Annotated in this window: 18 protein-coding genes; 1 reads left to right on the forward strand and 17 read right to left on the reverse strand. The window is 72.9% G+C overall.

Annotated elements, in window-relative coordinates:
* The first annotated feature begins 105 nt into the window (after window positions 1-105).
* On the forward strand, window positions 106-1,524 hold the full coding sequence (locus AC07GB_RS10565; RefSeq protein WP_478843647.1) for an MFS transporter: 1,419 nt from the start codon (window positions 106-108) through the stop codon (window positions 1,522-1,524).
* 47 nt (window positions 1,525-1,571) lie between these two features.
* Here AC07GB_RS10565 and AC07GB_RS10570 read toward each other — a convergent pair whose 3' ends face one another.
* From AC07GB_RS10570 to AC07GB_RS10650, 17 genes are all read right to left on the reverse strand, one after another.
* Window positions 1,572-1,928 (reverse strand): MmcQ/YjbR family DNA-binding protein, encoded by a 357-nt coding sequence (locus AC07GB_RS10570; RefSeq protein WP_478843649.1) that lies wholly within the window; start codon window positions 1,926-1,928, stop codon window positions 1,572-1,574.
* The gene (locus AC07GB_RS10575) at window positions 1,925-3,238 is read right to left on the reverse strand and encodes a hemolysin family protein (protein WP_478843651.1); all 1,314 of its coding nucleotides are present in this window, start codon (window positions 3,236-3,238) and stop codon (window positions 1,925-1,927) included. Before AC07GB_RS10575 ends, AC07GB_RS10570 begins: the two co-directional genes overlap by 4 nt.
* A gap of 3 nt (window positions 3,239-3,241) precedes the next feature.
* Complete coding sequence (gene ybeY, locus AC07GB_RS10580) at window positions 3,242-3,745, reverse strand: rRNA maturation RNase YbeY (RefSeq protein ID WP_478843653.1); 504 nt, start codon at window positions 3,743-3,745, stop codon at window positions 3,242-3,244.
* Between the two features lie 13 nt (window positions 3,746-3,758).
* A complete protein-coding gene (locus AC07GB_RS10585) occupies window positions 3,759-4,811 on the reverse strand; it encodes a PhoH family protein (RefSeq protein WP_478843655.1) in 1,053 nt (350 codons plus the stop codon).
* A gap of 135 nt (window positions 4,812-4,946) precedes the next feature.
* On the reverse strand, window positions 4,947-6,122 hold the full coding sequence (locus AC07GB_RS10590) for a carbohydrate kinase family protein (RefSeq protein ID WP_478843657.1): 1,176 nt from the start codon (window positions 6,120-6,122) through the stop codon (window positions 4,947-4,949).
* Between the two features lie 39 nt (window positions 6,123-6,161).
* A complete protein-coding gene (locus AC07GB_RS10595) occupies window positions 6,162-7,469 on the reverse strand; it encodes a glucarate dehydratase family protein (protein WP_478843659.1) in 1,308 nt (435 codons plus the stop codon).
* An 86-nt stretch (window positions 7,470-7,555) separates the two neighbouring features.
* Window positions 7,556-7,981: a hypothetical protein gene (locus tag AC07GB_RS10600; protein ID WP_478843660.1), complete on the reverse strand. Its 426-nt coding sequence runs from the start codon at window positions 7,979-7,981 to the stop codon at window positions 7,556-7,558.
* A 175-nt stretch (window positions 7,982-8,156) separates the two neighbouring features.
* Complete coding sequence (locus tag AC07GB_RS10605) at window positions 8,157-8,846, reverse strand: hypothetical protein (RefSeq protein ID WP_478843662.1); 690 nt, start codon at window positions 8,844-8,846, stop codon at window positions 8,157-8,159.
* A complete protein-coding gene (locus tag AC07GB_RS10610; RefSeq protein ID WP_478843664.1) occupies window positions 8,846-10,180 on the reverse strand; it encodes a hypothetical protein in 1,335 nt (444 codons plus the stop codon). Before AC07GB_RS10610 ends, AC07GB_RS10605 begins: the two co-directional genes overlap by 1 nt.
* Window positions 10,180-10,512, reverse strand: a complete 333-nt coding sequence (locus tag AC07GB_RS10615; protein ID WP_478843666.1) for a hypothetical protein — start codon at window positions 10,510-10,512, stop codon at window positions 10,180-10,182. Before AC07GB_RS10615 ends, AC07GB_RS10610 begins: the two co-directional genes overlap by 1 nt.
* Before the next feature lie 147 nt (window positions 10,513-10,659).
* Complete coding sequence (locus AC07GB_RS10620; protein WP_478843668.1) at window positions 10,660-11,661, reverse strand: adenosine deaminase; 1,002 nt, start codon at window positions 11,659-11,661, stop codon at window positions 10,660-10,662.
* Between the two features lie 166 nt (window positions 11,662-11,827).
* Window positions 11,828-12,739, reverse strand: a complete 912-nt coding sequence (locus AC07GB_RS10625) for a ribonuclease Z (protein WP_478843670.1) — start codon at window positions 12,737-12,739, stop codon at window positions 11,828-11,830.
* Between the two features lie 6 nt (window positions 12,740-12,745).
* On the reverse strand, window positions 12,746-13,099 hold the full coding sequence (locus AC07GB_RS10630) for a histidine triad nucleotide-binding protein (RefSeq protein WP_138959668.1): 354 nt from the start codon (window positions 13,097-13,099) through the stop codon (window positions 12,746-12,748).
* A gap of 102 nt (window positions 13,100-13,201) precedes the next feature.
* Window positions 13,202-16,426 (reverse strand): S41 family peptidase, encoded by a 3,225-nt coding sequence (locus AC07GB_RS10635; RefSeq protein WP_478843672.1) that lies wholly within the window; start codon window positions 16,424-16,426, stop codon window positions 13,202-13,204.
* Window positions 16,427-16,471: 45 nt separating this feature from the next.
* Window positions 16,472-17,044, reverse strand: a complete 573-nt coding sequence (locus tag AC07GB_RS10640; RefSeq protein WP_478843674.1) for a hypothetical protein — start codon at window positions 17,042-17,044, stop codon at window positions 16,472-16,474.
* Window positions 17,045-17,182: 138 nt separating this feature from the next.
* Complete coding sequence (locus AC07GB_RS10645; RefSeq protein WP_478843676.1) at window positions 17,183-17,932, reverse strand: 16S rRNA (uracil(1498)-N(3))-methyltransferase; 750 nt, start codon at window positions 17,930-17,932, stop codon at window positions 17,183-17,185.
* Window positions 17,929-19,011, reverse strand: a complete 1,083-nt coding sequence (locus tag AC07GB_RS10650; RefSeq protein ID WP_478843678.1) for a nitronate monooxygenase — start codon at window positions 19,009-19,011, stop codon at window positions 17,929-17,931. Before AC07GB_RS10650 ends, AC07GB_RS10645 begins: the two co-directional genes overlap by 4 nt.
* Window positions 19,012-19,104: the final 93 nt, after the last annotated feature.

Consider the following 19,104-nt stretch of genomic DNA (forward strand, 5'->3'; position numbering starts at 1 on the left):
GCCACCTGTCCCCCCGTCATCCGCCCGCCGATCTGCCTGGTGGTCGTGCCACCAGCATAAGTTCCGGCTCCCCACGGCTATTCCGGCCGCCCCAGGCTCGTGACCATGGCGACAGACACCTCCGCTCCCTCCCCCACCGTGCCCGCGCCCGTCGCGGACACGGCGCCCCCCACGCTCTCCCGCCGCGACAAGCTCATCCTGTTCGTGCTGTGCGCCGCGCAGTTCATGGTCGCGCTGGACTTCTCCGTCCTGAACGTGGCGCTGCCCGTGCTCGGCTCGGACCTCGGCATGAGCCACACCGCGCTCCAGTGGGCCGTCACCGCCTTCGCGCTGCCGTCCGGCGGCTTCCTGCTGCTCTTCGGCCGCGTCGGTGACCTGTTCGGGCGGCGCAGGCTGTTCCTCGGCGGGCTCGCGCTGTTCGGCGCGGCCTCGCTGCTCGCCACCTTCGCCTGGGACCCGGCGTCGTTCCTCGCCGGGCGCGCGCTCCAGGGCGTGGGCGCCGCCGCGATCGTGCCGACCGGCATGTCGCTGCTCACCACGACGTTCCCCGAGGGCCCGCAGCGCGACCGGGCGCTCGGCATCTCCGGCACGCTCCTGTCCCTCGGCTTCACCGTCGGCATGGTCCTCGGCGGCGTCCTCACCGACACCCTGGGCTGGCGCTCCACGATGGGGCTCCTTACCGTCTTCGCGCTGATCGTGCTGCCGCTCGCGCCCGGCCTGCTGCCCGAGTCCCGTACGCCGGAGCGCCCGCGCCTCGACCTCCCCGGCGCGGTCACGGTCACCGGCGGCCTGCTCGCCCTGATCTACGCCCTGTCCACGGCCGCCGAGCGCGGCTTCGGCGGCGCCGACGTGCTCGTCACCCTCGTCGCGGGCGTCGTCCTGCTCGCGCTCTTCGGCTACGTGGAGTCACGCGCCACCGCGCCGCTCGTGTCCCTGCCCATGCTGAAGCGCCGTACCGTCGCGTGGGGCAACCTCGGCGGGCTCGTCACCTTCTCGATGATGTCCACGGTCGTCTTCGTCCTGACCCTCTACTTCCAGGACGTCCTCGACCTGTCCGCCTTCGAGACCGGCCTGGTCTTCGGCGTCCAGGGCGTGGTGTCGGTCTTCGCGGGCATGCGCGCGCCGAAGGTCATCGGCCGCTTCGGGCCGCACCGCACGCTCGTCGGCTCGCTGCTCGGCCAGGGCGTGTTCGTGGCGGCGCTCCTGGCGATCGGCGAGGGCGCGTGGTCGGTGTGGCTCGCGACCGTGGCCGTCGCGGTGGCCAGCATGTTCCACCTCGGCGCGATCGTCTCGTACGGCGTCACGGTCACATCGGGCGTGCCCGACGCGGAGCAGGGCCTGGCCACCGGCCTGGTCACCTCCACCCAGCAGGTGGGCATCACCATCGGCATCCCGCTCCTGGGCGTCCTCGCGACGACGGGCGGCGACACCCTCGCGGGCACGCGCACGGTGCTGGCCATCGACGCCGCGATCGTCCTCACCACGGCGGCCCTGCTGGCCAGGACCCTGCTGCGGCGCCGCTGAGCCGGCCGCGGGACGGCGCCCCTCCACGGGGCGCCGTCCCGGTCTTCTCAGGGGCGGTCGAGCCGCAGCCGCTCGGCGCGCGGCAGGCCCGCCACCACCAGGTCGTACGAGTCCTCGATCAGCTCGCGGACCAATTGGTCGGGCAGGCCGGCGTCGGCCGTCACCGTGTTCCAGTGGCGCTTGTTCATGTGCCAGCCGGGCACGATGTCCGGGTACTGGGCCCGCAGTTGCGGGGCGATCTCGGGGTCGCACTTCAGATTGACCGTCAGCGGTGTCCGGTCGAGGGCGCTCAGGGCGAACAGCTTGCCCGCCACCTTGAACACCGACGTCTCGGGGCCGAAGGGGAAGTCCTCGACCGCGTCGTCGAACGCCAGGCAGAACGTCCTCAGCTCCTGCGGCGTCATCGCCCGGTCTCCTCCCCGGAACCGGCCTCCGCGCCCCCGGGCGCGACCGGCTCCACAAGCACGGTCACGATCTTGTTGCGCCGGCCCGCCGCGGCCTCCGCGGTCAGCCGCAGCTCCCGCTCGTCCGGCAGCGTCACCACGGCCTTGGCACCGGCGATCGGCACCCGGCCGAGCTGCTTGGCGAGCAGCCCGCCGACCGTCTCCACGTCCTCGTCGTCGTACGCCTCCAGGCCGTACAGCTCGCCGAGGTCGCCGATGTCGAGCCGGGCGGTGACGCGGTAGGTGCCGTCGCCCAGGTCCTCGACGGGCGGCAGCTCCCGGTCGTACTCGTCGGTGATCTCACCGACGATCTCCTCCAGGATGTCCTCGATGGTGACGATCCCGGCGGTGCCGCCGTACTCGTCGATGACGACGGCGACGTGGTTGCGCTCCTGCTGCATCTCGCGCAGCAGGTCGCCCGCGTTCTTCGTGTCGGGCACGAAGGTGGCGGGGCGCATGGCGGTCGACACCAGGTCGTTCTCGGCGTCGCGGTTGATGTGCGTCTTGCGGGCCAGGTCCTTGAGGTAGACGATGCCGACCACGTCGTCCTCGCTCTCGCCGGTGACCGGGATGCGCGAGAAGCCGGAGCGGAGGGCGAGCGTCAGCGCCTGCCGGATGGTCTTGTAGCGCTCGATGGAGATCAAGTCGGTGCGCGGGACCATCACTTCGCGCACCAGCGTGTCGCCCAGCTCGAAGACGGAGTGCACCATGCGGCGCTCCTCGTCCTCGATCAGGGACTCCTTCTCGGCCAGGTCGACCATGGCCCGCAGCTCGGCCTCGGAGGCGAACGGGCCGCGCCGGAAGCCCTTGCCCGGGGTGAGCGCGTTGCCGATGAGGATGAGCAGGGGCGGGACGGGCCCCATGACGCGGGCCAGGGGCAGGAGCACGTACGCGGCGGCCGTCGCCGTGTTCAGCGGGTGCTGGCGGCCGATGGTGCGCGGGGAGACACCCACGGCCACGTACGACACGAGGACCATGACGCCGATGGCGACGGCGAGGGCCTCCCAGGTCGCGTCGAACTCCCGCAGGCAGGCGTACGTCACCAGGGCCGCGGCCGCCATCTCGCAGGCGACGCGGACGAGCAGTGCCACGTTCAGATAGCGGGTCGGGTCGGCGGCGACCTGGGCGAGCTTCGCGCTGCCGCGCCGCCCGGAGCGCACGGCCTCCTCGGCGCGGAAGCTGGAGACGCGGGCGATGCCCGCCTCGGCGCAGGCGGCGAGCCAGGCCACCACGACCAGGGCGACGGCGCCCGCGATGAGCTGGATGGACATGGCTTACGAGACGGTCGGTGCCGGAGAGGGGCCGGTGAGGCCCCGCTCGGCCCGCCAGCCGTCGACGATGGCGGCCTGGAGGCCGAACATCTCGGCCTTCTCGTCGGGCTCCTCGTGGTCGTACCCGAGGAGGTGCAGCACGCCGTGGACGGTCAGGAGCTGTAGCTCCTCGTCCATGGAGTGGTTCGTGGGCGCCTCCTGGCCCTGCTTGAGGGCGACCTCGGGGCAGAGCACGATGTCGCCGAGGAGCCCCTGCGGGGGCTCCGCGGCGTCGTCGTCCCGGCTCGGCGGGCGCAGCTCGTCCATCGGGAAGGACATCACGTCCGTGGGGCCTGGCAGGTCCATCCACTGGATGTGCAGCTGTTCCATGGCGTCGGCGTCCACGACGATCACCGAGAGTTCGGAGAGCGGGTGGATCCGCATCCGCGCGAGCGCGTAGCGGGCGATGTCGAGGATCGCCTGCTCGTCGACCTCGGTACCGGATTCGTTGTTGACGTCGATCGACATGGCGCTGTGTCTTCTACTTTCCTCTGGACCGGCCCTTGTGGGAGCCGTTCTCCGTGCCGTTCTCGCTGTCGTACTTCTCGTACGCGTCGACGATACGGCCGACCAGCTTGTGCCGGACGACATCGTGCGAGGTGAGCCGCGAGAAGTGCACGTCGTCGACGCCGCCCAGGATGTCCTGGACCTGGCGCAGTCCTGACTTCGTGCCGTTCGGCAGGTCGACCTGGGTGACGTCGCCCGTGATCACGATCTTCGAGTCGAAGCCGAGCCGGGTGAGGAACATCTTCATCTGCTCGGGGCTCGTGTTCTGCGCCTCGTCCAGGATGATGAACGCGTCGTTCAGCGTCCGGCCGCGCATGTACGCCAGCGGGGCGACCTCGATGGTCCCGGCCGCCATCAGGCGCGGGATCGAGTCCGGGTCCAGCATGTCGTGCAGCGCGTCGTACAGCGGGCGGAGATAGGGGTCGATCTTCTCGTACAGCGTGCCGGGCAGGAAGCCGAGGCGCTCGCCGGCCTCGACGGCGGGGCGGGTCAGGATGATGCGGTTGACCTGCTTGGACTGGAGGGCCTGGACGGCCTTGGCCATGGCCAGATAGGTCTTGCCGGTGCCCGCGGGACCGATGCCGAAGACGATCGTGTGCTTGTCGATCGCGTCGACGTACCGCTTCTGGTTGAGCGTCTTGGGGCGGATGGTGCGGCCGCGCGACGAGAGGATGTTCTGGGTGAGCACCTCGGCCGGGGTCTCGTCCGGTCCTTCGCCGGTCTCGCCTGCTCTGAGCATGGCGATCGAGCGTTCCACTGCGTCCTCCGTCATCGGCTGTCCGGTGCGGAGCACCAGCATCATCTCGTCGAACAGGCGCTGCACGAGGGCGACTTCCCGCGCGTCTCCCACAGCGCTGATCTCATTGCCCCGGACATGGATGTCGGCCGCCGGGAAGGCCTTCTCGATCACGCGCAGCAGCGCGTCTCCGGAGCCAAGGACGGTCACCATGGGGTGCTTGGCCGGGACCGTGAAGTGCGCTCGCGCCTGCGCCTGCGCAGGGGTCTGAGCTGTCGGTGTCTGAGTCATGGGCCGGCGCTTAAGGCCTGCACGTCCTCCTCGTCGCGGGGGCTCGCCCGCTCGGCGTCCTTCGTACTGCCAAGAGTACGACTCGGCACGGACAACCCCGTAGGCCTTTTCCGCCCCGGGTGGGCCCCGGGGGGCTCAGGCGGAGCGCCGGAAGCCGATGGTGGGCACGGCGCGCCGCAGCGGCCAGGGGCGCGCGGCGTCCGGGAGCAGCGCCTCCAGGAAGCCGTAGCGCTCCAGGGCCACGGGGTCCTGCCGGTCCAGCTCCCGCACGCGCCGCCACCAGGCGCCGATCTCCTCCCAGCCGGGGGCCGAGAGGGAGCCGCCGAACTCCTGCACGGACAGGGCGGCCGTCAGACCGGCGAAGGCGAGCCGGTCGGCGAGCGGCCAGCGGGCGAGGGCGCCGGTCACGAAGCCCGCCACGAACACGTCACCCGCGCCCGTGGGGTCGAGCGCCTCCACCTCGATGGCGGGCACGGACGCGGTCTCGCCGGTGCGCCCGTCCACCGCATACGCCCCTTCCGCGCCGAGAGTGACCACGGCGACCGGCACGTGCTCGGTCAGGGCGTGGGCCGCGGCGCGCGGGCAGGAGGTGCGGGTGTAGCGCATCGCCTCCTCCGCGTTCGGCAGGAACGCCTCGCAATGCCGCAGGTCGGGCAGGTCTGCCAGGTCCCACCGGCCGGTGTCGTCCCAGCCCACGTCGGCGAAGATCGTCGTCCCGCGGCGGGCGGCGGCCTCGATCCAGGGGGCGCGGGTGCCGGGGGTGAGGGAGGCCACGGCGGCCCGCGCGCGGGGCGGGCACGCGGGCGCGCCGCCGTCCGGCGAGTGGGCGTCGGGCGGCGGCTCGTGGCCGTGGCTGACCATGGTCCGCTCGCCCTCGTACGCCATGGAGACCGTCACCGGCGAGTGCCAGCCGGGCACGGTCCGCGAGGAGGACAGGTCGATGCCCTCGCCCTGCTCCAGGGCGTCCCAGCAGTACTCGCCGTAGTGGTCGTCGCCGAAGGCGGCGGCGAGCGAGGTGTGCAGGCCGAGCCGGGCGAGCGCGGTCGCCATGTTGGCGACGCCGCCGGGGCTCGACCCCATCCCGCGGGCCCAGGACTCCGTCCCGCGCACGGGCGCGGAGTCGAGGCCCGTGAAGATGATGTCCAGGAACACGGTGCCGGTCAGATACACGTCGCAGGGCGGATCGCCCGCGCGCCGGGCCGACTTGAGCGGATCCACGACGGTGCTGTCGTGGCCGGCTCCCGTGCGTCCCGGTGCCGCGGCTGCTGTCTTGGGTGGTACGGCGGGTGGTACGGCGGGTGGTACGGACATGGAGGCAACGTAACCGAAGCCTGTGACAGGCCGCGTCCGCTACCAGCGCGGCACGGCCGGAGTCACCCAGTCCGGTTCGGCGCGCCGCATGGCCGCCGCGTCGTCCCGCTCGCGCAGCGCGGCGAAGTCCTGGTCCAGCCACCGTCGGTGCAGTACGCCGAGCCGGTCGCGGTCGAGTTCGACGCCGAGCCCGGGGGCGTCGCTCACCGCGACGCACCCGCCCGCGAACCGCAGGCGCTGGGTGAGCACGTCCTCCGTCTGCCAGGGGTAGTGCGAGTCGCACGCGTACCGCAGGCCCGGCACGGTGGCCGCGACGTGCGTCATGGCGGCGAGGCTGATGCCCAGGTGCGTGTTGGAGTGCATGGAGACGTCCACGCCGAACGTCCGGCACACGGCGGCCAGTTCCCGCGTCCGCCGGAGGCCGCCCCAGTAGTGGTGGTCGCAGAGCACCACGCGCACGGCCTGCCGCGCGAAGGCCTCGGGTATCTCCTCGAAGGCCGTCACGCACATGTTGGTGGCGAGCGGCACCGGGGTCCGGGCGGCGACCTCGGCCATGGCGGCGGTGCCGAGCGCGGGGTCCTCCAGGTATTCGAGGACGTCCGCGAGATCGGCGGCGACCTTGAGGGAAGTCCCTACCGACCAGGCGCCGTTGGGGTCGAGCCGCAGGGGCGCGCCGGGGAAGGCCGCGGCGAGCGCCCTGATGGCGGCGACCTCCTCCTGCGGCGGGAACACGCCGCCCTTGAGCTTGAACGACCGGAAGCCGTACCGCTCGGCGAACACCCGCGCCTGCGCGACGACCCCCTCCGGGTCGAGCGCGGCCCCCCAGTCGTCGGCTTCGCCGGCCACTCGCCCGCGCGCCGCGGCTCCCGGCGGATGCTCGGCGTACTTGTAGAACAAGTACGCGCTGTACTCCACGGCGTCCCGCACCTTGCCGCCGAGCAGCGCGTGCACGGGGAGCCCGAGCGCCTTGCCGAGGGCGTCCAGGCACGCCACCTCGAACCCCGACACCACGGAGAGGCGCAGCTTGTCCGCCGTCCGCGCGCCGCGCAGGCCTCCGACGTCGACGGCGGTCTCCACACTCCGCGCGTCGACGCCGACGCCGTCCGCGAGTGTGAACAGCCCGTTGAGGTCCCCCACCCCCCGCCCCACCAGGCCCGCCGCCAGCGGCCCCGCCAGCTCCAGATACACGCCGTCGCCGTACGTCTCCCCCACGCCGACCGTGCCGTCCTCCGTCTCCACCTCGATGATCAGCCTCGGCGTGTACGGCTGGTGCAGGCCCTGGGTGTTCAGGAGCGGGGGGTCGGCGACGAGTACGGGGGTGAGCCGTACGTCGGTGACAGTGAGCATGGCGCCTCCGGCGGGATGAACAGCGTCCACGTATGAGAACGCACCTTAGGGAGGCGGTCCGGGCGCGTCAACGCCCGTCGATGGCCTCACTGCCAGTGCAAGGTGCCCGCCACGGTGTCGAACAGCTCGACCATCTTCGGTGCCAGGGCCTCCATGGGGGTGGAGAAGGTGAGGGTCAGCCAGGTGGTGCTCGCGGGGACCGGCACGTTGTAGACCACGGTGGTGGTGGCGAGGGTGTTGCCCATCTGCCGCTCCGGGTCCGGCGCCTCGGTACGCCGCTCCCGCACGGCCTCGCCCGCGCCCTCCAGCCGGGTCACCTCCGCGGGGCGCCCTGTGCGCGTGAGCCGGTCGGCCAGGTCGTGCGCGGTCCGGCAGCCGGGCCAGCCGTCGGGGGCGAGGCTGATGAGCAGCGAGGAGGCCAGGGGCACGCCGCCCAGCGTCAGCAGCGACAGATACAGCTCCACCCCACCCACCCGCCCCGCCGCCTTGGCCTGCTTCTGCAACTCCCGCATGAGCCGTTCCTTGAGCAAGGGCGCGTGATCCACCCCTGCGAACTGCCGCTCGGCAAGCGCGAGAATCCCACGGTCGCGGTCCCGCGGGGGCTCCAACGGAAGCTGGAACCATCCCTCCGGGACGAGGATCGTGTAATCACGGGGAGGCGTGGTCCACTCCGTGCGGAGCCCCATGTCACCCATCACCCTCACCGGCACGCTCGCGCTCAGCGTTGCGTTCGTCGTAATCGGAGGGGACGGGGACGAGTCGCATCGTCGGCACCAGCCGGTCCACGAGGTCCGCCATCTCACCGGCGCGCTCGAAGTGCTGCCAGCTCGCCTCCACGAGGAGGATCTCCTCCTCCCCCTTCGGCCAGACCGCGTACCGGACCGACTCGCTGAGTTTGCTGCCCCAGCCGAAGCGCCGCTTCTCCGCGAGCACGGCCTGCACCCGGGTGGCAGGGCCGACGGGCAACTCCACCTCGGCGACGGTCGCCTCGCCCTTCACCTCGGCGTAGGACCAGCGCAGCAGCTTGGGCAGGTACTCCTGGGGGGATGGCCTCGGCACGTCGTCCTCGCCGTAGACGAAGAGTACGAGGTCTGCGAGCACAGTGCCGCCTTCCGAGCAGACGACCGCGACGAGAACAGCTCCAGCCTCATGGGCTCGCAGAGCCATTTGTGCAAGCTCTCGCTGAAGCGCGCTCTCGCTCACGCGGAGGTGCAGCGGATTGAACTGCGCTGCGCACTCCGCTGCCATCCGCTCGCTCTCCTCCTTCGTGCCCTCCCGTAGCGTCAATACGAGCCAGTCGCCACCGAAGTCGAAGTCGACGATGTAGTCGTCCTCGACCACGGCGTCGGACCCGACCGTCGTTTCCTGCTCCGCCATCAGTGCACCTCGTCGATGAACAGGCCGCCAGCGGTGACACCGCTCCCGGCGACAGTAAGAGTTGTCGCGTTACGCGAGACTTGATTCACGGCGTAGCTTCCGCCCAAGCTCTTGCTCAAGTGCTTGATTTCCTTGAGGTCGGAGGCAACCGAGGCGTCCGCCAAGGAGACCGACTTGGCGGTGCCTTTCAGGACACTGCCGTTGCCACGGTCCTTCAACTCGCGCAAGGCCTGACGGTAGCCACCCTGGAATCCCCCCTTCCACGTCGAGCCTTTGAAGATCTCAGTAACAGGCTCACGGAGGGACTCCGAGATCTCCCCTTTCTGCAGCCTCAAAGGCATGCCGGAGTCACGGTTGAACTTCTGCCGATTCCGCTTGGACTGCGTACGCGTCTGCCGGCCACCCTTGGCCGATCGCATCCGATGCAAAGTCCGCGAAACATACCGCCCAGCCACCCTGGCCATCGCCTTGCCCGCCCCCATCGCCAGCAACCCCGCCGCCGACCACGCCAGTTCTGTCCATTCCGCGTCGCCCATGGCTACCTGTGTGGCCGTGCAGGCGAGGTTGAGCAGGGTGGCGGTCATGGAGATCGCGCCGAGGAGGCCGGCCAGGCCCTGGCCTATGACGGGGATCCAGCCGACCATGAGGGCGGCGATGCCGGCCCATTTGGAGATGAGTTCGGTGACGCCCGCGACGCGTTCCACGAAGTCGGCGAAGCGGTCCCAGAAGCCGTCCTTGAGGGAGTCGCCGGAGACGACGTCCTCGATGGCCTCGCGGGCCCGCCGCGCCGCGGCGTCGCGGATCCGCCGCGCCTCCTGGAGCTTCGCGCGGGCCGCGGCCAGCGCGTCCCCTGCCGCCTCCTCCTGCTTCTCCAGCTCAGCCTTGCGGCGCCCGCCCACCTCGCCGTCGAGCCCGTGCCGCGCGGCACTGCCCCGCTCCTCGGCGTCCCGGGCCTCGCGCCGGGCGATGCCGGCGATCCGCTGGGCACGGTGGAGGTCGGTGACGTACGTACCGGCGGGCGCGGTGGCGTTGGACTCGTAGTCGGTGCCGTGGTCGACGATGCGGTCGCCGATGGCGTCGGCGGCCGTACGGTAGCGCCGGTGCGCCGCTTCCAGGCGGCCCCGGCACTTCTTGGCCTTGCCGCGGAACTCGGCACCCGCGTCGCTGTCCCAGGAGGTCACGTCGGCGGCCGCCTTGAGGTGGCGGACCTGCCGTTCCAGCTCGTCGGCCGTGCGGCGGAGCTTGCGGCCGAGTTCCTCGAGGCGCTCCGGGTCGCCGGGGACGGGGTCACTGTCCGCGAGGGGCTGCCAGTCCCGGGGCCGCGCGCCCCCCATCAGGAACGCGCGCCCTTGCCCCGGCCGCCGCCGCCCCGCCGGGCGGACTCGCGCAGCGCGCGGGCGAGTTCCCCGTCCACGCCGTCGTACGTCTTCGCGGCGGCGCGGGCGATGGCGGCGAGCCGTGCGACCTCGTCGGCCAGCTCCTCGCGGTGGCTCTCCCAGTTGCCCGCGAACTCGCCGAACTGACCGGCGAGGCCGCTGTCGCCGAAGTCGTCCTCGTACTGACCCCTCAGCTTGTCGAGTCCGTCGAAGGCGTCCTTGATCCGGCCGAGGCCCACGCCCATCTCACGGATCACACTCAGATCGTCGATCCTCGTGTACTCGCCCACGCCCGACGCCCTCTCCAGCCCGCTCGGTCACAAGAATGAGTCAGCGTACCGGGCGGGAGGTCAATTGCGTTGCAGGAGCGACGAGTTGGCCGAGCAGTGAGGAGTGGGGTGGCGCGTTGTCGACGGTGGTCGCCCGCCGCGTCGGGTTCAGTCGAACCGGTACGCCTCCACCTCCGCCAAGTACGCCGCGCGCAGCGCCTCCTCCTCCGGGGAGCCGTCGAGGAACGCCGCCTCGAAGGAGTTCCGGGCCAGTTCGCGGAGCTGCTCGTCACCGAGGCCCAGGGCCTCGCGGACCGCGTGGAAGGTGTCGTCGACGTAGCCGCCGAAGTACGCGGGGTCGTCGGAGTTGACCGTGCACAGCAGGCCCGCGGCCATCATCTTCGGCAGGGGGTGGTCCTCCAGGACGTCGACGGCGCGCAGGCGGACGTTGGAGAGGGGGCAGAGGGTCAGCGGGACGCGCTCCTCGACCAGGCGGCGCACCAGGTCCGGGTCCTCCACGCAGCGCAGGCCGTGGTCGATGCGCTCCACGCCGAGGACGTCCAGGGCCTCGGTCACGTACGCGGCGGGGCCCTCCTCGCCCGCGTGGGCGACCCGGCGCAGGCCGAGCGCGGCAGCGGCCTCGTACACGGCGGCGAATTTGCGCGGCGGGTGGCCCACCTCGGCCGAGTCGAGGCCGACCCCGGTGATGCGGTGGAGGTGGGGTTTGGCCGCCTCCAGGGTCTCCATGGCCGAGTCGGCGGACTCGTCGCGCAGGAAGCACATGATGAGGCGGGTGGTGATGCCGTGGCGCTCGCGGCTGCGGTCGAGGGCGCGGCCCAGACCCTCGACGACCGTGCCGATCTCCACGCCGCGCGCGGTGTGGGCCTGCGGGTCGAAGAAGATCTCGGCGTGGCGCACGCCCTGGGCCGCGGCCCGGGCGAGGTAGGCGTCGGCGAGTTCCTCGAAGTCGGCCTCCGTGCGCAGTACGGCCATGAGGCCGTAGTAGAGGTCGAGGAAGGACTGGAGGTCCTCGAAGAGGTAGGCCTGGCGGAGGGCCTCGGTGTCGGCGAACGGCAGGGTGACGCCGTTGCGCTCGGCCAGGGCGAAGGCCAGCTCGGGCTCCAGGGTGCCTTCGATGTGCAGGTGGAGTTCGGCCTTGGGCAGGGGCATGGTGGTGCTTTTCTCTCGGTGGGTTGGTGGTTCAGGGGCCGCGCTCGGGGGGCGGCACCGCATCAGGCCCGCCGCGCTCAGGCGACGGCACTCGCGTCAGGCCCCGCCGCGCTCAGGCGACGGCACCCGCGTCAGGCCCCGCCGCGCTCAGGCGACGGCACCCGCGTCAGGCACCGCCCCGCTTCGGCAGCGGCACCCGCATCAGGTCCCGCGCCACCGTCAGCTCCCCCTCGAAGCCGGCGGCCCGCGCCTGCCGCTCGAAGGCGGACGGGTCCGGGTAGCGCTGGCTGAAGTGGGTGAGGACGAGGTGCCTGACGCCCGCGTCCCGCGCCACCCCGGCGGCCTGACCCGCCGTCAGGTGACCGTGGTCGGAGGCCAGTTGATGATCCTCGTCGAGGAACGTGGACTCGATGACGAGCATGTCGCAGCCCTCGGCGAGCGCGTGCACGCCGTCGCACAGGCGGGTGTCCATCACGAAGGCGAACCGCTGCCCGCGCCGCACCTCGCTCACCTCGTCGATGTCGATCCCGCGCAGGCTGCCCTCGCGCTGGAGGACGCCGACGTCGGGGCCTGTGACGCCGCGCTCGGCGAGGAGCCCGGGCAGCATGCGCCGCCCGTCGGGCTCGACGACGCGGTAGCCGTACGACTCCACGGGGTGGGAGAGCTTCGCTGCCTCCAGGCGGTACGACGGCGCGGTGGCGAGGATCCCGTCGGCGGCGACGGGCTCCTGGGCGATGCGGACCGTCTCGCGGTAGGCGGTGGCGTACCGCAGGCGCTCGAAGAAGTGCTCCCCCGAGGCCGGGTAGTGCGCGGTGACGGGGTGCGGCACGCGGTCCAGGTTGATGCGCTGGATGACGCCCGCGAGGCCCAGGGAGTGGTCCCCGTGGAAGTGCGTGACGCAGATGCGGTTGAGGTCGTGCGCGGCGACGGAGGCACGCAGCAGCTGCCGCTGCGTGCCCTCGCCGGGGTCGAACAGGATGCCCTCGCCGTCCCACAGCAGGACGTACCCGTTGTGGTTGCGGTGCCGGGTCGGGACCTGGCTCGCGGTGCCGAGCACCACCAGTTCACGTACGGACACGAGGTGCTATCCGGGGGGCCACTGGAGGCCGCGGCCGCCCAGGACGTGGGCGTGCGCGTGGAAGACGGTCTGCCCGGCGCCCGCGCCGGTGTTGAAGACGATGCGGTAGCTGTCCGCCTGCTCCTGCGCGGCGACTTCACCGGCCTCGCGCAGCACGTCCGCGGCGGCCGACGGCTCGGCGGCGGCCAGCGAGGCGGCGTCCGGGTAGTGCACCTTAGGGATCACCAGGACGTGCGTCGGCGCCTGGGGGTTGATGTCGCGGAAGGCGAGGGTGGTCTCCGTCTCGCGCACGACCGTCGCGGGCACCTCCTTCGCCACGATCTTGCAGAACAAACAGTCGTCCTGTGGTTCGCCCGCCATGGTCCAACCTCCTGATCATGTTTGCGTACGTCGGCATGCTATCCGCCCGCGTGTACGGGCCCGCCGGGGACCGGTCGGCCCGCGCGCGGGCCCCGGCGCCGGTCAGGGCAGCGGCGGCGGTGTCCTGGCCGGGTTCTCCGCGAGCGCGGCGAGGGCGATGCGGACGGCCTCGTCGAGCTGCGGGTCGCGCCCCGCGGCGTGGTCGTCGGGGGTCACCACGACCTCGACGTCGGGGTCGACGCCGTAGTTCTCCACGCCCCAGCCGTGGCCCTCCATCCAGAAGGCGTACTTGGGCTGGGTGACGAGCGTGCCGTCGACGAGGTGGTAGCGGCTGTCGATGCCGACGACGCCGCCCCAGGTGCGCGTGCCCACGACGGGGCCGATGCCGAGGGCCTTGATCGCGGCGTTCACGATGTCCCCGTCGGAGCCGGAGAATTCGTTGGCCACGGCGACGACGGGCCCGCGCGGGGCGTCCCCGGGGTAGCTGAGCGGCCCGGAGCCGCGCGGCAGGTCCCAGCCGACGACGCGCCGGGCCAGCTTCTCCACGACGAGCTGCGACGTGTGCCCGCCGCGGTTCTCGCGGACGTCGACGACGAGGCCCTCGCGGGCCACCTCGACGCGCAGGTCACGGTGGATCTGCGCCCAGCCGGGGGCCTGCATGTCCGGGACGTGGAGGTAGCCGAGGCGGCCGCCGGAAAGCTCGTGGACGTAGGCCCGGCGGTCGGCGACCCACGCGTGGTAGCGCAGCGGCTCCTCGTCGTCCACGGGGACCACGACGGCGTGCCGCGGGTCGCCGCCCCCGGCCGGGGACACGGTCAGCTCGACGGGCTTGCCCGCGGTGCCGACGAGCAGCGGGCCCGGCCCGGTGACGGGGTCGACGGGCCGCCCGCCGACGGCGAGGATCGCGTCGCCCGCGCGCACGGCCACGCCCGGCGCGGCGAGCGGGGACAGGGCGGCCGGGTCGGAGGTCTCCGACGGCAGGACGCGGTCGACGCGCCACAGGCCGTCCGTGCCGCGCGAGAGGTCGGCGCCGAGGAGGCCCTGCCGGCTGCCGTAGCCGCCGCGCGGCACCACGTAGGCGTGGGAGGTGCCCAGTTCGCCCTGGACCTCCCACAGCAGGTCGACGAGGTCGTCGTGCGTCGCGACGCGGTCCAGGACGGGGCGGTAGCGCTCCAGAACGCCGTCCCAGTCGACGCCGCCCATGTCGGGCCGCCAGAAGTTGTCCCGCATGAGGCGGCCCGCCTCGGCGTACATCTGCCGCCACTCGGCGGCCGGGTCGACCTCCTGGCGGACCCGGCCGAGGTCGACGGTGATGTTGGTGTCGCTGTCCTCGTCGCCGGAGGCGCGGCGGTCGCTCGGCACCAGCTTCAGCTTGCTGTCGGCCCACAGCAGGATCCGCTTGCCGTCGCCGGTCACGGCGAAGTGGTCGGCGTCGCCCGCCAGTTCCTCGACGCGGCGCTGCGCGAAGTCGTAGCGCTCCAGGGCGGAGCAGGGCTCGGGGTCGGACGGGGTGGCGCGGGAGGCGCCGAGCACCCCGCGCACCGGGTGGCGCAGCCACAGCAGGCCGTCCTTGGCGGCGCGCAGCGTGCTGTAGCGGGCGGCCTCGACGGGGAAGGGCACGACGCGGTCGACGAGCCCTTCGAGGTCTATCCGGGTCACCGGCGAGCCCTCGCTGTCGGGGGTCTCGGCGTGCGGGCCATCGGCGGAGTCGAAGGCCCGGCCGTGCCGCTGCGGCCCGAACGGCGAGGGCGTCGTGGCCGCGAGGGTGAGCAGGTGCGGCCGGGAGCCGCCGACGAAGGCGAGGTCGAAGACGTGGTCGTCGTAGACCGGGTCGAAGGAGCGCGCGGACAGGAACGCCAGGTGCTTGCCGTCGGCCGTGAACGCCGGGCTGTAGTCGCGGAAGCGCAGCTGGGTGGCCTCGGCCACCGACAGGTCCGCGGTGTTGGCGAGCTTGAGCTGGCGCAGCGGGCGCGGCCCGGGGTGGGACCAGGCGAGCCAGGCGCAGTCGGGCGAGAAGACAAGGCCGGTGGCCTCGCCGTGCTCGGCGCGGTCGACCTCGCGGACCTCGCCGCTCTCGCGCTCCACGAGCAGCACCCGGCCGTCGTGCGCGGCGACGGCGGCGCGGCTGCCGTCGGGCGCCACGGCGAGCGCGAGCACGCGGCCGAGCTGCCCCGCGGCCAGGCGGCGCGGGGTCGCGCCGGGGGCGAGGCCGGTGGCGGGCGCGAACTCCAGGGCGTCGTCGCCCTCCGCGTCCGTCACCCACACCACGTGCTCCTCGCCGTCCACGCGGAAGGTGCGCGGCAGGCGGGCCCGGACGCCGGGCACGGCGGCGAGCGCGCGGGCGGGGCCCTCGCGGTGCGTGACCCAGTGCACGGCGCCGCGCACCGAGACGGCGCTGCCGCGCCCGCTGTGGTCGGGCGCGGCGGCCCCGAACCAGTGGGCCGCGCTGATCGGATGCGCCTGGAGGTCGGCGCGCTGCCCGCCGAGCCGGACGTCCAGGCGGCGCGGCCCCGCGTCCGACAGGTCGTCAAGGAGCCAGAGTTCACCGGCGCTCGCGTAGGCGACGCGGGTGCCGTCGGTGGCGGCGTGCCGGGCGTAGAAGCCCGTACCGCCGTCGACGGGGGTGTGGCGGCGCAGGTCGGTGCCGTCGGGCAGGGACGAGTAGAGGGCGCCGACGCCTTCGTGGTCGGAGAGGAAGGCGATGCGGTCGCCCACCCACAGGGGGTGTTCGATGTTGCCGTCGAGGTCCTCGTGGACGCGTACGAAGCCGCTGCCGGCGCCGGAGGCGTCGTCGGGCCGGCGCGTGCGGATCCACAGCTTGCCCGCCGTGCCGCCCCGGTACCGCTTCCACCAGGCGGCCTCGCGGCCCATCGGCGCGGACAGGAGCAGGACTTCGCCGTCGGGTCCGTGCGCCGCGTCACCGACGGGTCCGTACGGCAGCCTCTCCGCGGGCCCGCCGTCGAGCGGCACGGCGTGCGCCCAGGTGCGGCGGAAGGAGGCCTGGCCGTGCGCGCTGACCACGAGGACCCGCCCGTCGGGTGTCCAGCCGCGTACGGCCGTCTTCGTGTTCCCCCAGTACGTGAGGCGCTTGGAGGGGCCGCCGTCGACGGGCGCGACGTGCACCTCGGGCCCCCCGTCACGCGTCGACGTCCACGCGACGGTGGTGCCGTCCGGGGAGATCCGCGGGTGGCTGACGGGCGTGTTGTCGGCGCTGACCCGCCAGGCGCGGCCGCCGTCGAGGGGCGCGATCCATACGTCGTCCTCGGCGGTGAAGGCGGTCAACTCGCCGTGCGGATGCGGAAACCGGAGGTAGGCAGGCTGTGTCACACCGTCAGCCTAAGCAGGCGGCGGCACGCGGGGCACCGTTTTGGATCACTTGCCCGGATAGCAGTCGCAGGTGGGGTCCGGCCGCTCGGTCACCGTGACCGTGGCGGTGGGCCCGGGCTCGTCCGGGTCGGGGTCGTGGTTGACGGGCGGGGTGTGGCGGTCCCCGCCGTTGTCGCCCTTGTCGTTGTCGCCGTCGTCGCCGTTGTCGCCGTTGTCGTTTCCGTTGCCGCCCTCGCAGTTGCCGAGGACGTCGACGCGGAACCACTCCTTGCCCTCGACCCGGGCGGTCAGGTTCCCGCGGACGCACTTGCCGTTGCGCACGTCGGTGACGCGGCCCTTGAGGGTGATGTCCTTCCCTCCGTCGTCGCCCTCGGACTTGCCCTGGCAGTCGACCTCGGCCTCACGCGGCTCGTCGGTGGCCGTGCGCTCGTCGGCGTCGCCCTTCTTCACGAACGAGGCCGTGCAGTTGAACCAGGCCACGTCCAGGTGCTGGCGCTCCAGCTCGGCGGTGCCCATCTTGTCGGTGGTCAGCGCGATGGCGGACGTGCTCAAGTCGCCCTCGACGGGGTCGCAGGCGGCCAGGCCGATTCCGGTGGCCCCCGCGGCCGCGAGGGCCACGAGGACCCGTCGCCCTCTCGCCGGGCCCGGGATCCACCTGCGTCGGCCAGGTCGCGGTACTCGCCTCACAGCCCCCATGCATGGCAGCGTGCCACCGCGAGGGCCCGGGCGGTAGACCGGTTGCGGCCATCTGTCCAGTCAGGACCAGCGGCCCGTGCGGCCGAGGAGCAGCGCCGTCGCCGCGGTGCCCGCGGTCGACGTACGCAGGACGCTGCGCCCCAGGCGGTACGGCTTGGCGCCCGCCCCTGCGAACACCGCGAGTTCCTCCGGGGACACGCCGCCCTCGGGCCCGACCACGAGCACCACGCTGCCGGACGCCGGGAGCGGGGCGGTGGCGAGCGGCTCGCTGCCCTCCTCGTGCAGGACACCCGCGAAGTCGGCGTCCGCGAGCAGCTGGGCGACCTGCTTGGTGGTGGCGAGTTCCGCGACCTCGGGGAAGCGGACCCGCCGGGACTGCTTGCCCGCCTCGCGCGCCGTCGCCCGCCACTTGCCGAGCGCCTTCAGGCCGCGCTCGCCCTTCCACTGCGTGATGCAGCGGGCGGCGGCCCAGGGCACGACGGCGTCCACGCCGGTCTCCGTCATGGTCTCCACGGCGAGTTCGCCCCGGTCGCCCTTGGGCAGCGCCTGGACGACGGTGATCCGGGGGCTCTCCGCGTCCTCCTCCCGTACGCCGTCGTCGTCGAGGGCGACGAGGAGCCGGTCCTTGCCCTCGGCGGCGGCGACGGCCCCGTGCGCCCAGCGTCCGGCGCCGTCGGTGAGCACCACCTCCTCACCGGCGCGCAGCCGCTTCACGGACACCGCGTGCCGCCCTTCGGGGCCTTCGAGTACGTACGTGCTCCCGGGCGCGGCACCCGCGAAGTCGTCGACGACGAACACCGGCGCGGTCATGCCGCACCGTCCGCGCCACGGCCGGCGAACACGGCCTTGGCCTCGTCGAGTTCGGCCACGAGCACCTCCACGAGCTGTCCCGCGGGCAGCTCCCTCGCGAGCCGGTGGCCCTGGCCCGCCCACAGGGCCATGGCCTGCGGGTCGCCGGTCCTGGCCGCGGCCTTGCGCAGGTCCGCCGTCAAGTAGTGGATCTGCGGGTAGGCCGCGGGCGCGTACGGGCCGTGCTCGCGCATGAAGCGGTTGACGAGGCCGCGCGCGGGGCGCCCCGAGAACGCCCGGGTCAGCTCGGTCCGCACGAACCGCGAGTCGGTCACGGCCTGCTTGTGCAGCGGCTGCGCGCCGGACTCCGGGGTGACGAGGAACGCGGTGCCGAGCTGCGCGAGGTCGGCGCCCGCCGCGAGCACCGCGGCGATCTGCGCGCCGCGCATCAGCCCGCCCGCGGCGATGACGGGCAGCTGTACGGCCTCCCTGACCTGCGTGATGAGGCTCAGCAGGCCGATTCCCGCGCCGTCCGTCTCCGGGTTGTCGCGGTGGGTGCCCTGGTGGCCGCCCGCCTCGACGCCCTGGACGCACACCGCGTCGGCGCCCACGGCCTGCGCGGCCAGGGCCTCCTCGGGCGTGGTCACGGTGACGACGGTCTTCGTGCCGACCCGCGCGAGGGCCTGGAGGTCCTCCCGGGAGGGACAGCCGAACGTGAACGACACCAGCGGCACCGGGTCGTCGCGCAGGATCGCCAGCTTCGCCTCGTAGCCGTCGTCGAGCTTGCCGTCGGTGTCGCCCAGTTCGGTTTCGTACCAGGTGGCCTCACCGGCGAGCTGGTTGCGGTACACCTCGACGGCCGCCGGGTCCGCGCAGGCGGGCTGCGGCATGAAGAGGTTCACCCCGAACGGGCGCGATGTCAGGCCTCTGACCTGCTTTATCTCCTGGTACATGCCGTCGGCGGTCTTGTACCCGGCCGCGAGCGAGCCGAGCCCCCCGGCCTCGGACACGGCCGCCGCGAGCTGCGGGGTCGAGGCCCCGCCCGCCATCGGGGCCTGCACGATCGGATGACGACAGAGAGCATGGAGAGGGGAGACCATACGCGCATCGTGCCACGTCCGGCGGGGCCGCCTCGTGCGGGGTGCTTCCTACCGTGGGCAATCGTCCCGCAGGGCGGGACGGGTGGGCACGGC

The organism is Streptomyces sp. NPDC045778, from assembly GCF_056431945.1.

Coding starts and splice junctions, on each gene's coding strand:
- AC07GB_RS10565 (WP_478843647.1), top strand. CDS start 106: ATGGCGACAGACACCTCCGCTCCCTCCCCCACCGTGCCCGCGCCCGTC.
- AC07GB_RS10570 (WP_478843649.1), bottom strand. CDS start 1,928: ATGACGCCGCAGGAGCTGAGGACGTTCTGCCTGGCGTTCGACGACGCG.
- AC07GB_RS10575 (WP_478843651.1), bottom strand. CDS start 3,238: ATGTCCATCCAGCTCATCGCGGGCGCCGTCGCCCTGGTCGTGGTGGCC.
- ybeY (WP_478843653.1), bottom strand. CDS start 3,745: ATGTCGATCGACGTCAACAACGAATCCGGTACCGAGGTCGACGAGCAG.
- AC07GB_RS10585 (WP_478843655.1), bottom strand. CDS start 4,811: ATGACTCAGACACCGACAGCTCAGACCCCTGCGCAGGCGCAGGCGCGA.
- AC07GB_RS10590 (WP_478843657.1), bottom strand. CDS start 6,122: ATGTCCGTACCACCCGCCGTACCACCCGCCGTACCACCCAAGACAGCA.
- AC07GB_RS10595 (WP_478843659.1), bottom strand. CDS start 7,469: ATGCTCACTGTCACCGACGTACGGCTCACCCCCGTACTCGTCGCCGAC.
- AC07GB_RS10600 (WP_478843660.1), bottom strand. CDS start 7,981: ATGCGGGAGTTGCAGAAGCAGGCCAAGGCGGCGGGGCGGGTGGGTGGG.
- AC07GB_RS10605 (WP_478843662.1), bottom strand. CDS start 8,846: ATGGCGGAGCAGGAAACGACGGTCGGGTCCGACGCCGTGGTCGAGGAC.
- AC07GB_RS10610 (WP_478843664.1), bottom strand. CDS start 10,180: ATGGGGGGCGCGCGGCCCCGGGACTGGCAGCCCCTCGCGGACAGTGAC.
- AC07GB_RS10620 (WP_478843668.1), bottom strand. CDS start 11,661: ATGCCCCTGCCCAAGGCCGAACTCCACCTGCACATCGAAGGCACCCTG.
- AC07GB_RS10630 (WP_138959668.1), bottom strand. CDS start 13,099: ATGGCGGGCGAACCACAGGACGACTGTTTGTTCTGCAAGATCGTGGCG.
- AC07GB_RS10645 (WP_478843676.1), bottom strand. CDS start 17,932: ATGACCGCGCCGGTGTTCGTCGTCGACGACTTCGCGGGTGCCGCGCCC.
- AC07GB_RS10650 (WP_478843678.1), bottom strand. CDS start 19,011: ATGGTCTCCCCTCTCCATGCTCTCTGTCGTCATCCGATCGTGCAGGCC.